Below are 12,491 nucleotides of genomic sequence, written 5' to 3'. Positions count from 1 at the left end.
AACCCGTGAGCCACGCCGGCCACGGGTTTCCGCGGTTTCCGATTCCTGAAAAACAGGCCCGATTTCATGCAAGACAAACAACTTTCCACCGAGGAACTGATCGCCCAGGATGTTGGCGCGCGCCTGCCCGAAGGGGCGATGGCCGCCGTCATTGCCGGCCTGGCGCTGGCCTGGTCGCTGTTCCAGTTGTGGATCGCCTCACCACTGCCGTTCCTGCTGCGCTTCGGCGTGCTCAACGACACCGAGACACGCTCGATCCATCTGGCTTTCGCGCTGCTGCTGGCCTTTCTTGCCTACCCGGCGTTCAAGCGTTCGCCTCGCGACCGGGTACCGCTGACCGACCTCGCGCTGGGTCTGCTGGCTGCCGCCAGCGCCGCCTACCTGTTCATCGTCTACGAGCAGCTGGCGCAGCGCCCGGGCAACCTGACCAGCATGGATCTGATCACCGCCTGCATCGGCATCCCCTTGCTGCTGGAGGCGACGCGGCGTGCGCTCGGCCCACCATTGGCAATCATCGCCTTGGTCTTCATCGTCTACAGCCTGGCCGGTCCCTGGATGCCCGGGCTGCTGGCGCATCGCGGGGTGAGTTTCACCGCGATGGCCAACCACCAGTGGATCACCACCGAAGGCGTGTTCGGCATTGCCCTCGGCGTTTCCACCAGCTTCGTCTTTCTCTTCGTGCTGTTCGGCGCGCTGCTCGAACGTGCCGGCGCCGGCCATTACTTCATCCAGCTGGCCTTCAGCCTGCTCGGCCACATGCGCGGCGGCCCGGCCAAGGCCGCAGTAGTCGCGTCCGGCATGACCGGACTGATCTCCGGCTCGTCGATTGCCAACGTGGTGACCACCGGCACCTTCACCATTCCGATGATGAAGAAGGTCGGTTTCAGTAAGGAAAAGGCCGGCGCGGTGGAAGTGGCCTCGTCGGTGAATGGGCAGATCATGCCGCCGGTGATGGGCGCCGCCGCGTTCCTGATGGTCGAGTACGTTGGCATGCCCTACGTGGAAATCATCAAGCATGCCTTCCTGCCGGCGGCGATCTCCTACATTGCGCTGCTCTACATCGTGCATCTGGAAGCGCTCAAACAGAACATGCAGCCGATCGGCACGCATCAGCCGAAACCCTGGCTGCGCCGCCTGACCGGCTTCGCCTTCGGCGCCGCGCTGATCTGCGGCCTCTCGCTGGCGGTGTACTACGGCCTGGGTTGGCTCAAGCCGGCGCTAGGTGATTTCGCGCTGCCTGGCGTTTCGATCCTGCTCGCGCTGGTCTATCTGGCGTTGCTGAAGGTCGCCGCGAGCAATCCGCCGCTGCCGGCCGAGGATCCGGACAAGCCGCTCGACGAGCTGCCCAATACCCGCGCGGTGCTGCTCTCCGGCCTGCATTTCCTGCTGCCGGTAGTGGTGCTGGTCTGGTGCCTGATGATCGAACGGCTGTCACCCGGTCTGTCGGCCTTCTGGGGCACGGTGATGCTGGTGATCATCCTGCTCACCCAGCGCCCGTTGCTGTCCTGGATGCGCGGCGACGGCGGGGCGACCCATGGCACCGCCATGGACGGGCTGATCGACCTGCGCGAGGGCCTGATCGCTGGCGCCCGCAACATGATCGGCATCGGCATCGCCACGGCGGCCGCAGGGATCATCGTCGGTGCGGTGTCGCAGACTGGTGTCGGCCTGGTGCTGGCCGATCTGGTCGAGATGCTGTCGATGGGCAATCTGCTGCTGATGCTGCTGCTCATCGCCGTGTTCAGCCTGATTCTCGGCATGGGCCTGCCGACCACCGCCAACTACATCGTCGTGTCCAGTCTGCTGGCGCCGGTGGTCGTGGCGCTGGGCCAGCAGAACGGCCTGATCGTGCCGCTGATCGCGGTGCACCTGTTCGTCTTCTACTTCGGCATCATGGCCGACGTGACGCCGCCGGTGGGGCTGGCCTCGTTCGCCGCCGCGGCGGTGTCCAAGGGTGATCCGATCAGGACCGGCATCACGGCCTTCTACTACAGCCTGCGCACCGCGGCGCTGCCGTTCCTGTTCATCTTCAACACCGACCTGCTGTTGATCGACGTCGATTTTTGGCACGGCGTGCTGATCTTCATCGTCGCGACCGTGGCCATGCTGATCTTCGCGGCTGCCACCCAGGGCTTCTTCCTGGTGCGCAGCCGCTGGTACGAGAGCGTGCTGCTGTTGCTGGTGGCCTTCACGCTGTTCCGCCCAGGCTTCTGGATGGACCTCGCGCATGACCCCTATCGCGATATTCCGCCGGCACAGCTGGCCGAAGCGCTGGGCGCGGTGGAGCCGGACAGCCAGCTGCGTCTGCGTATCCGTGGCGAGGATACGGTTGGCGATGCGCGCGAGTTCAGCCTGTTGCTGGCGATTCCCGACGGCACCAGCGGCGAGGAGAAGCTGGAGAAGCTCGGCCTGATGACCTACGAGGAGGACGGCAAGGTGCTGATCGACAGCGTGACCTTCGGTAGTCCGGCCGCCGAGGCAGGTCTGGAGTTCGATCAGGAGATCCTTGCGGTGCGCGCGCCGACCGACCGCTTGCCCAAGGAGCTGATGTGGCTGCCGGGCTTGCTGCTCTTCGCGCTGGTCGTCTGGATGCAGCGGCGGCGCCGGCAGCACTGATCGCCGACTTCCGCTGAGCGTCTGCGAACCCCGACCCTATGCAGATAGGGTCGGGGTTCTGTGTTTCTGCGCGGCGAGTGTCGCGTGCCGCGGCGGCAGCGCGAGTGACGGAAGCGCTATGCCGGTTTGCCCGGCAACCGCGGCTCGGCGCTCAGCAGATCGCGGGGCGGTTCGGCAGGCGTGCGCGGGTTCGCTGGCGGCGGGCTTTCCAGCGCTGCGTAGGCTGCACTGCAGAACAGCGAATTGAGCCGCTTCATGTCGGCGATCAGCTCCAGATGCGCCGCGCTGGTCTCGATGCTTTCCACCACCTGCTGGTGCAGGCGCTGCACATGGGCATGGGCCAGCTCGCGTTCCAGCTTGCGGAACTGGCGTTTGTGCTGCAGCAGCTGCCGCGCACTGTGGCCGTCGCCGGAGAGAAATACCGACAGCCCCAGCCGCAGGTTGGCGCTGAGCTGTGCGTGCAGCTGGTTGAGCTCTTCCAGTCCGCTGTCGGAGAACGAGCGGCGCTGGGTGGTCTTGAGGTTCTGCACCTTGCCGAGCATGTGCTCGATGATGTCGCCGGCCTGCTCGAGATTGATCGCCAGCTCGATGATCTCCGCCCAGCGGCGGCCCTCCTGCTCGGCCAGATCCTCGCGCGGCATGCGCGCCAGATAGAGTTTCACACCGCTGTAGAGCGCATCGACGTCATCGTCCAGCCGGCGGATTTCCTCGGCGGAGTCGGAGTGGCCGTCGCGCAGCACGTCCAGCAGTCGCGCCAGCATCGATTCCACCAGATCGCCGATGCGCAGGGTTTCGCGTACCGCGTTGGCCAGGGCCAGGCTCGGCGTGTCCAGCGCCGCGGGGTCCAGATGGCGCGGCTGCGCCACGCCGCCGTCCAGCGACCGCTCCGGTAGCAGGTGTTCGCACACGCGTGCCATCGGTCGCACGGTCGGTAACAGCAGCAGGCAGCGCAGGCTGTTGTAGAGCAGGTGAAAGCCGATCACTTGGGTCTGCGCGCTGTAACCGAGGCTGGCCATCCAGGCCACCAGCGGGTCGAGGAACGGCAGCACCAGCAGTCCGGCCAGCTTGTAGAGCAGGTTGCCCAGCGCCACCCGGCGCGCCGAAGCCGGTTGCAGGCTGGCGTTGAGCCAGGCGAGCAGGCCGCTGCCGATGTTGGCGCCGATCACCAGGCCGAGCGCCACCGGCAGGCTGATCAGCCCGGCGCCGGCCAGCGTCGAGGTCAGCAGCACGGCCGCCAGGCTGGAGTACGACAGCACGGCGAACAGCGCGCCCACCAGCACCGCCAGCAGGGTGTCGCCGGCCAGCGAGGAGAACAGCACCTGCATGCCGCGCGCCTCGGTGATCGGCTCGGCGGCCTGCACGATCAGCTGCAGCGCGAGAATGATCAGCCCGAGGCCGATCAGCACTCGGCCCAGCTGGCCGGCGCGGCTCTGCTTGCGCGAGAGAAACAGGCATACGCCGAGCAGCGTCAGCAGCGGCGACAGCCAGGACAGGTCGAGGGTCAGCACCCGTGCCATCAGCGCGGTGCCGACATCCGCGCCGAGCATGATCGCCAGTGCCGTCGGCAGCGCCATCAGGCCCTGGGCGACGAAGGAAATGGCCAGCAACGCGGTGGCGTTGCTGCTCTGCACCAGCGCGGTGACGCCGATGCCGGCGCCGAAGGCCAGCGGCGCGTTGCTCATGCTCCGGCCGAGCAGCCGTCGCAGGTGCGAGCCATACACCCGCATGATCCCGGTGCGCACGATGTGCGTACCCCAGACCAGCAGGGCGATGGCAGACAGCAGGTGCAGCAGGGTCAGCATCGGATTCGGCCTCCGTGGCCCCGCGAGCGGCAACGACCAGGGCGCGTCAGGACGACGCATACGGCTCGGGGGATGCTCGGTTGACCGCGGACGGCCGGGCTCGTTCATGCAACGGTCATGGACGGCGCGGCGCTGCAGACCTTACTGCGGGGTGTAGTAGCCGACTCCGAGCAGCACGCCGTCGACGCGTTGGATCAGCGTGTGTTTCGGTTCCACCGCGTTGGTCACCGGATTGCGCCAGACATAGTCCACCGTGCCCGAGCCGTGCTGACGTGCCAGCTCGATCATGTCCTGGAACAGCGGCTTGCCGGCGGCATCGGTGACGCTGCGCACATCGACGCCCACCAGGTTCGGCGAGCTGCCGCTGGCGCGGTAACGACCGTCGTCCAGGCCGATGGCGAAGACGTACTCGTCCTGGAAGACGAAGCCGCCGCGCGGGTCGTTGAAGCTACGGAAGGCCGCCTCGGCGCCCTTGTCCTTGACGTGCTGCACGGCACGCTCGAGCAGCGCCTTGGCATGTTCGGCGGTGGCGCGGGGGATGTAGTAGCCGACACAAAGCACATGATCGCCGACCTTGCGGAACTGGCTGACCTTGCTTTCCACCTTGTTGTCGGCCGGGTTCAGCCACTGGTACTCGACCTCGCCGCTGTCCTGCTTGGCCGACTTGTCCAGCAGCTCGCGCATGAACGATTTGCCGGCGGCGTCCTTGAGCTCGCCGACGTTCAGTCCGACGAGGCTGGCCGACGGGCCGCTGCTGGCCTGCATGGTGCCGTCCTCGCCGAGCACGAAGATGTAGTACTGGCCGCGGACGAATTCGCCGTTGCGATCGTTGAAGGCGGCCATCGCCTGTTCCGGGCCCTTGGCCTGGAAGGTCAGCACGGCCTGGTCGAGCAAGGCGCGGGCCTGGCTGGCCTGGCTGCGCTCCACCGAGCCGAGCGTGCGTGGCTGGGCCTGCTGCTGCGCATGCAGTAGCGGCGGCATGGCACCGAGGGTGGCGGACAGAGAAAGGATGAGCAGCGTCTTGCGGTTGCGGTTCATGAACGACTCCCGAGCGGATGGCAGGCGACGAAGCAGCCGCCCCTCGAGCCCATGCTAGGCAGCCGCGGCGCAATTGATATTGGTCGAGAGAAGCAAACGGGCAGGGCGAAAGGAGGAGAATTAGCGCGACATGACCTGTCGCATGGCGGGTACAGACTGAAGCTGACGGCTCGCTCCGCTGCGGGACGGCCTGTAACCTAGCGACTTCTGTTCAAGCGGTGCGCCCATGCTCAGCCTCTACCACGCCCCTGATCTCGAAACCCTCGGCGAACTGGCCACCACGCTGCTCGCCCAGCCGCTCGCCGATCCCTTCGCGCCGGCGCTGGTGGTGGTGCCGAGCCAGGGCATGGGCCGTTGGCTGACGCTGGAGCTGGCGCGCAAGCAGGGCATCGCCATGCAGCTGGAAATCCAGCTGCCGGCCAAGTTCGTCTGGGACCTCAGCCGCACGGTGCTGGGCAGCCTGCCGGAGCAATCGGCGTTCTCCCCGACGACCCTGACCTGGCGCCTGTACGGCTGGCTGTGCGAGCCGGCCAATCTTCAGCTGGCGCCGCGCCTGGCGCAGTACCTGGATGGCGGCGACGAGCGTCGGCGGCTGTCGCTGGCGGCCAAGATCGCCGACACCTTCGACCAGTACCTGCTCTACCGCGACGACTGGCTGGCCGCCTGGGAGCGCGGCGAGGCGCTCGACCTCGGCCCGGACGAGCCCTGGCAGATGCTGCTCTGGCGCGAACTGACCAAGGACGGCCACCCGCACCGCGCGCGTCTGCTCGGCGACCTGCTGCAGCGGCTGTACCGCGACGAAGCGCTGCCCGGCCTGCCCGAGCGGCTGCTGGTGTTCGGCATCAGCAGCCTGCCGCCGCATCATCTGCGCGTGCTCGACGGCCTGGCCCGGCACATCGACGTGGTGGTCTGCGCGCTCAACCCCAGCCGCGAAGCCTGGGGCGAGATTCGCGATATCCGCGAGCTGGCCAAACAGCCTGTGAGCGGTGCGGATGACTGGTACCTCGACGTAGGCCATCCGCTGCTGGCCAGTCTCGGCAAGCAGGGGCGTGACTTCTTCGATGCGCTGTTCGGCCTCGATGGTCAGGAGATCGGCCTGTACTCCGAGGATCAGGACCTGCGCGACGACAGCCTGCTGCACGCGCTGCAGAACGACATCCTGCGCCTGCGTACACGGCACCCCGAGGCGCGCATTGCGCTGACCGAGGGCGATCGCTCGCTGGAGGTGCACGTCGCCCACTCGCCGCTGCGCGAGGTGGAAATCCTCCACGATCAGCTGCTCGCCCGCTTCGCGGCCGATCCGGCGCTCAGCCCGGATCAGGTGGTGGTGCTGACTCCGGACATCGAACGCTACGCGCCCTTCATCGAGGCGGTGTTCGCCGCGCGTGAAGGCGTGCCGCGGATTCCCTACAGCCTCGCCGACCGCAGCCTGCGCGCCGAGGTGCCGCTGATCGAGGCCTTTCTCGAGCTGCTGCTGGTGGCGCAGAGCCGTTTCGCCGCCGAGGAAATCCTTGCCTGGCTGGAGCAGCCGGCCATCGCCCGCCGCGCCGGGATCGAAAATGAAGATCTGCCGCTGCTGCGCGACTGGCTGCGCGAGGCCGGCGTGCGCTGGGGGCGCGATGGCTCTCAGCGTGCGGCCCTCGGTCTGCCCGAGGACGCCGCATTCACCTGGCGCCAGGGGCTGGACCGCCTGCTGCTGGGCTTCGCCGCGCCGCCGCAACTGGCCGGCGACAGCGCGCCGCTGCTCGGCGAGCACTGGCCGCTGGATGCGCTGGAAGGCGCCCGCGGGCAGCTGCTGGGACGCCTGGTGGCATTCGTCGAGCAGCTTGGCGGGCTGGCCGATCAGCTCACCCGGCCGCGCCCGCTGGCGCAGTGGGCCGATGACCTGCAGTTGCTGATCGACAGCCTGTTCGACGAGCGCGAGGCCGGCGACACCCTGCTGCTGTTGTCGCGGGCCTGCGCTTCGCTGCGTGAGCAGGCGCAGGCGGCCGATCTTGAGCGGCCGATCGAGCTGGAACTGGTGCACCAGCAGCTCAGCGCCGCGCTGCAGCAGGGCGGTGGCGCCTCGGGTTTTCTCACCGGCGCGGTGACCTTCTGCACCATGGTGCCGATGCGCAGCCTGCCGTTCCGCCTGGTCTGCCTGCTCGGCCTGGACGATGGCGCCTTCCCGCGGCGCAACCCGCCGGCCGGCTTCGACCTGATCGCCCGTCACCCGCGCCGAGGCGACCGCGCGCGCCGGTTGGACGATCGTTACCTGCTGCTGGAAACCCTGCTCTCGGCACGTGAGGCGCTGTACCTGTCCTATGTCGGCCGCGATCCGCGCGACAACGCCGAGCTGCCGCCCTCGGTGCTGCTCAGCGAGGTGCTCGAGGCGGTGGACCTCACCGTCGCGCCGCTGGCCGACGGGCGCAAGGCCAGCCAGCGGATCGTCATCGCCCACCCGTTGCAGCCCTTCGCCTCGGGCAACTTTGCCGGTGCGTCCTGCGCGGGTTATTCCGCGCCCTGGTTCCGTGCCGCGCAGCGCCTGGCCGCACCGCCGGAACAGGCGCCGCCGTTCGCCGGCGTGCTCGCCGAGCCTGATGACGCCTGGCTGACCCTCGAGCCGTCGCAGCTGCTGCAGTGCTTCCGTCATCCGTCGCGCTTTCTGCTGGAACAGCGTCTCGGCCTGCGTCTGGCCGATGCCGAGCAAGCACTGGCCAGTGATGAGCCATTCGAACTGGAAATGCCCGCCTGGAACGGCCTGCGCCGGCTGTCGCTGCAGGCGCTGGAGCATGGCTGGAGCGACGTGGAGGAGCGGCGGATGGCCTGCGCCGCCGGCTGGCTGCCGCCCGGGGAGCTGGGCCAGGCGCTGTGGGGCAAGCTGCGCGGCCCGGTGCGGGCCTTCGCCCCGCGGCTGTTCGAGCTGCGCCCGCAGGATGTGCCCGAGCCGCTCGCGGTGGACATCACCCTGGCTGGCGTGCGCATTCACGGCTGGCTGGATGGCGTCACCCCGGGCGGGCTGTTTGGTTGGAAGCTCGGCCGCCTCGGCGAGTGGGACCTGGCGCCGTTCTGGCTGCGGCATCTGCTGCTGAACCTGTCCGCTACGCCCGGCATCGAGCGCCGCAGCCTGATGCTCTCGCCGGCCGGCGACTGGCAGCTGGGGCCGCTGGCGAATGCGGCCGAGCTGCTCGAACCCTGGCTGGTTGCCTATCGCAGTGCCATCCGTGAACCCCTGCCGCTGTTGCCGCGCAGTAGCCATGCCTTCGCCAGGGGCTATCGCAATCCGGCCCGCGGCAGCGAGCCTGTCGAAACCGCACGCAAGCGTGCGCGTGAGGCCTGGCTTGGCGCCGAATTCAGCCCCATCACCGCCGAGTGCGAAGACCCCTGGAATGCCCTGGCCTTCCGCGACCGCGACCCACTGGACGAGCGTTTCGAGGCGCTCGCCGAGCAACTGATCGGCCCGGCCCTGGATGCACTGGCTCAGGACGAAGAGGAAGACGCATGAGCCTGGACCTGCTCGATTCACCCTTCGACGGCCGCTCGCTGATCGAAGCCAGCGCCGGTACTGGCAAGACCTGGACGCTCACCGCGCTCTACGCGCGCCTGCTGCTGGAACGTCAGCTGTCGGTGGGGCAGATCCTGGTGGTCACCTACACCACGGCGGCGACGGCCGAGCTGCGCGAGCGCATCCGCGCCCGGTTGGCCAAGCTGCTGGCGGTGTACGAGGGCACACCGAGTGACGATGACTTCCTCAATCGCCTGCATGCCCGCTATCCGGATGAAGCCTCGCGCCGGCGCCTGCTCTTGGCCGTGCATGGCTTTGACGAGGCTGCGGTGTTCACCATCCACGGCTTCTGCCAGCGCGCCCTGCAGGACGCCGCCTTCGAGGCCGGTGGCGACTTCGACAGCGAACTGACCGCCGATGACCGCGAGATCATCGACGCGCTGCTCGCCGATGCCTGGCGTAGCGAACTGGCCGCTGCAGACCCCGCCTGGGCGCGCTTTCTCGCCAAGCAGAAGATCACCCCGATGTGGCTGCGCCAGCGCCTGCGCAGTCATCTGGGCAAACCCTATCTGCGCATCGAGCCGCGCGAGCTGCCGGCACCGGCCGATCTGTCCGCCGTCGAGGCCGCCTGGCAGCGCGCCGCCAACCTCTGGCGGCAGTCCGGCAGCGTCTGGGTCGAGGAACTCGGCGCTCACCGCGGACTCAGCCAGAGCACGCACAAGGCGCTCAAGTTCCCACTCTGGCGCGGCGAACTGGAGGCTTATTTCGCCGATCCGGCGGCGATCTTCGACGCACCGGATGGTCTGCTCAAGTTCGGCGCGCGGGCGCTGGCCAAAGCCTGCAAGAAGGGCTTCGATGCGCCCTCCTGCGAGTTGGCACAGGCGCTCGACGAGCTGGCCGATGCCCTCGCCGAGGCACTGCCGGCCGGCCAGCAGCGCCTGATCGCCCTGCAGGTGGCGCTGCTGGAGCGGCTCAACCGCGAGCTGCCGGCGCGCAAGGCGGCGCAGCGGCTGCTGGCCTTCGACGATTTGCTCAACCGTCTCGATCAGGCGCTGCGCGGGCCGGTGGGCGAGGACCTGGCCGCCTCGCTGCGCGCCACCTATCCGCTGGCGCTGATCGACGAATTCCAGGACACCGATCCGATCCAGTACGCCATCTTCGATCGCATCTACGCCAAGGGCGGCGGGGCCTCGCTGTGCTTCGTCGGCGACCCCAAGCAGGCGATCTACGCCTTTCGCGGCGCGGATCTGGCGACCTACATGAAGGCGAAGCAGCAGGTCGATCGCGCGCCCTACAACCTGCCGATCAACCATCGCTCGACGCCACAGCTGATCGACGCGCTCAACCGCCTGTTCGACCGGCCGCGGCCCTTCTCCGAAGCCGGCCTGGACTACCCGCGGGTCGAGGCCGCGGAGCGCCCGCGCGCGCATCTGCAGCTGGCCGAGGCGGATGAAGCGGCGCCGCTGGCGCTGGTCTGGCTGGGTGACGACCCGCTGGGCAAGGGGGAGGCTGCCGAGCTGGCTGCCAGCGACACCGCGCGGCGCATCGCGCTGCAACTGGCTGCCGCGGCGGATGGCCGTGCCGGTTTCGCCAAGGATGGCCAGTTCACCCCGCTCAAGGGTGGCGACATCGCCGTGCTGGTGGCCAACCACCGCCAGGCCGCGCTGATCGCCGAGCAGCTGGCCGCTCGCGGTGTGCCCAGCGTGCGTCGCGGGCGCGACAGTGTCTGGCGCAGCGAGGAGGCCGGTGAGCTGGCCGCGGTGCTCGCCGCCTATGCCGAGCCGGGTCGCGAAGGGCTACTGCGCTATGCCCTGGCCACGCGCCTGCTGGGTCGCAGCGCCGCCGACCTGGCCCGCTGCCAGGACGATCAGCAACAGTGGGATGCCGAGCGCGAAGCCGCCGAGCGCTATCACCAGCTCTGGCAGCAGCAGGGCTTCATGCGCGTGTTCCGTGCCTGGCTCGACGAGCAGGCGGTGGCCGAACGGCTGCTGGCGCGGATCGACGGCGAGCGCCGGCTGACCAACCTGCTGCATCTGAGCGAGCTGCTGCAGGCCGAAAGCCTGCTGCGCCCGGGGCTGGAACCGCTGCTCGCCTGGTTCAACGCCCAGCGCGGCAGCGACGGTGCCGGTGAGGAAGCACTGCTGCGCCTGGAGAGCGATGCCGAGCGGGTGCAGATCGTCACCATCCACACCAGCAAGGGGCTGGAGTACCCGCTGGTGTTCTGCCCGTTCCTCTGGGACGGCAAGCTGCTTGGCAAGAATCGCGACAGCGCCAGCTGCCACGACGAGCACGGCCAGCCACTGCTGGACCTGGGTAGCGACGCGCTGGAGGACAACCTGGAGCGCGCCCGCCAGGAAATCTTCGCCGAACAGCTGCGCCTGGCCTACGTTGCGCTGACCCGCGCCCGCGACCGGCTCTGGCTGCACTGGGGGCCGGTGAACCTGTACAAGGCGAAGAAGGACGGCAGCCTGCCCGACGAGGGCCTGCACAGCAGCGCCCTGGCCTGGCTGCTGCACGGCCGCGAGCTGCCGGGCAACGATGCCCTGGCGGAACTCGGTCGCCATCTGGCCGAGCTGGACGGTACCGGTCTGCGCGGCGCCGTCGAGCGGCTGGCGGCGGCGAGTGGCGGGAATACCGCCTGCCTGGCGCTGGAAAGCCGCGAGGCGAGTGCCGAAGGCAGCCTGCGGGCCGCCGCGCCGCAGCAGCTCGCGCAGCTCGAGCGCAGCCTGCACAGCGCCTGGCGCATCGGCAGCTTCTCGGGGCTGGCCGCCGGCATGCACATGGAGGCACCGGATCGCGACGCTCTGGCCATGCCGGATGCCGGCGAGCCGGGCAGCGGTTTCTTCGCCTTCCCCCGCGGTGCGCGGGCCGGTACCTGTCTGCATGCGATCCTCGAAGACTGGGCACGCGGCAAGGGCGCACTGCCGGAGTTGGTCGAGCCGGCGCTGCAGGCCTACGGTCTGCCGCTGGAGTGGAAGGACGTTGCCAGCGTCCAGCTGCAACAGGTGCTGCAGACCGACCTGAGCGGTGCCGGTCTGACCCTTGCCAGCCTGCAGACCGCGCGGCGCCTGCCGGAGCTGGGCTTCACCTTCCCGGTGCGCCAGCTCGACGTGATCCGCCTGCGCGCGCTGCTGAGCGACCCGCGCAGCGGTCTGGCCGCACCGTTGCGCGAGGCGGCGGCGCGGCTGGAGTTCGATACGCTGCGTGGTTTTCTCAAGGGCTTCATCGACCTGACCTTCGAACACGACGGTCGCTGGTACATCGCCGACTACAAGTCCAACTGGCTCGGCCCGGACGCCGGCTACTACGGTGGCGACCGGCTGTTGCAGGCCCTGGCTGCCGAGCACTACTACCTGCAGTACCTGATCTATCTGGTGGCGCTGCGCCGTTTCCTGCGCCAACGCCTGGCCGATTTCCGCGACGAGCAGCTGGGTGGCGCCTTCTACCTGTTCCTGCGCGGCATGCCGGATGCCGGCGTGTATTTCGCCCGCCCGGACGATGCGCTGCTCGATGCGCTGGATCGGTTGTTCGAGGAGGGGCGCTGATGATGC

5 protein-coding genes are annotated in these 12,491 nt (G+C 68.7%); 3 read left to right on the top strand and 2 right to left on the bottom strand.

Going from position 1 to position 12,491, the window contains the following annotated elements:
• Positions 1-66: 66 nt before the first annotated feature.
• The gene (locus N8H22_RS02835; protein WP_264589108.1) at positions 67-2,616 is read left to right on the top strand and encodes a TRAP transporter permease; all 2,550 of its coding nucleotides are present in this window, start codon (positions 67-69) and stop codon (positions 2,614-2,616) included.
• A gap of 116 nt (positions 2,617-2,732) precedes the next feature.
• Here N8H22_RS02835 and N8H22_RS02830 read toward each other — a convergent pair whose 3' ends face one another.
• Both N8H22_RS02830 and N8H22_RS02825 read right to left on the bottom strand, forming a co-directional pair.
• Positions 2,733-4,418 (bottom strand): Na/Pi cotransporter family protein, encoded by a 1,686-nt coding sequence (locus tag N8H22_RS02830; RefSeq protein WP_264589107.1) that lies wholly within the window; start codon positions 4,416-4,418, stop codon positions 2,733-2,735.
• Between the two features lie 141 nt (positions 4,419-4,559).
• Complete coding sequence (locus N8H22_RS02825; RefSeq protein WP_264589106.1) at positions 4,560-5,456, bottom strand: cache domain-containing protein; 897 nt, start codon at positions 5,454-5,456, stop codon at positions 4,560-4,562.
• A gap of 226 nt (positions 5,457-5,682) precedes the next feature.
• On the opposite strand from N8H22_RS02825, the gene recC reads away from it, so the two are divergent.
• Both recC and recB read left to right on the top strand, forming a co-directional pair.
• Complete coding sequence (recC, locus tag N8H22_RS02820) at positions 5,683-8,940, top strand: exodeoxyribonuclease V subunit gamma (protein WP_264589105.1); 3,258 nt, start codon at positions 5,683-5,685, stop codon at positions 8,938-8,940.
• Positions 8,937-12,485 (top strand): exodeoxyribonuclease V subunit beta, encoded by a 3,549-nt coding sequence (recB, locus tag N8H22_RS02815; protein ID WP_264589104.1) that lies wholly within the window; start codon positions 8,937-8,939, stop codon positions 12,483-12,485. Before recC ends, recB begins: the two co-directional genes overlap by 4 nt.
• The last annotated feature ends 6 nt before the right edge of the window (positions 12,486-12,491 follow it).

Origin of the sequence: Stutzerimonas sp. S1 (assembly GCF_025966695.1) — a bacterium.
Lineage (GTDB): Bacteria > Pseudomonadota > Gammaproteobacteria > Pseudomonadales > Pseudomonadaceae > Stutzerimonas.
The sequence above is the reverse complement of the archived record's forward strand: the minus strand, read 5'-3'. Positions and strand labels throughout refer to the sequence as shown.

Coding starts and splice junctions, on each gene's coding strand:
- recB (WP_264589104.1), top strand. CDS start 8,937: ATGAGCCTGGACCTGCTCGATTCACCCTTCGACGGCCGCTCGCTGATC.
- N8H22_RS02830 (WP_264589107.1), bottom strand. CDS start 4,418: ATGCTGACCCTGCTGCACCTGCTGTCTGCCATCGCCCTGCTGGTCTGG.
- N8H22_RS02825 (WP_264589106.1), bottom strand. CDS start 5,456: ATGAACCGCAACCGCAAGACGCTGCTCATCCTTTCTCTGTCCGCCACC.
- recC (WP_264589105.1), top strand. CDS start 5,683: ATGCTCAGCCTCTACCACGCCCCTGATCTCGAAACCCTCGGCGAACTG.
- N8H22_RS02835 (WP_264589108.1), top strand. CDS start 67: ATGCAAGACAAACAACTTTCCACCGAGGAACTGATCGCCCAGGATGTT.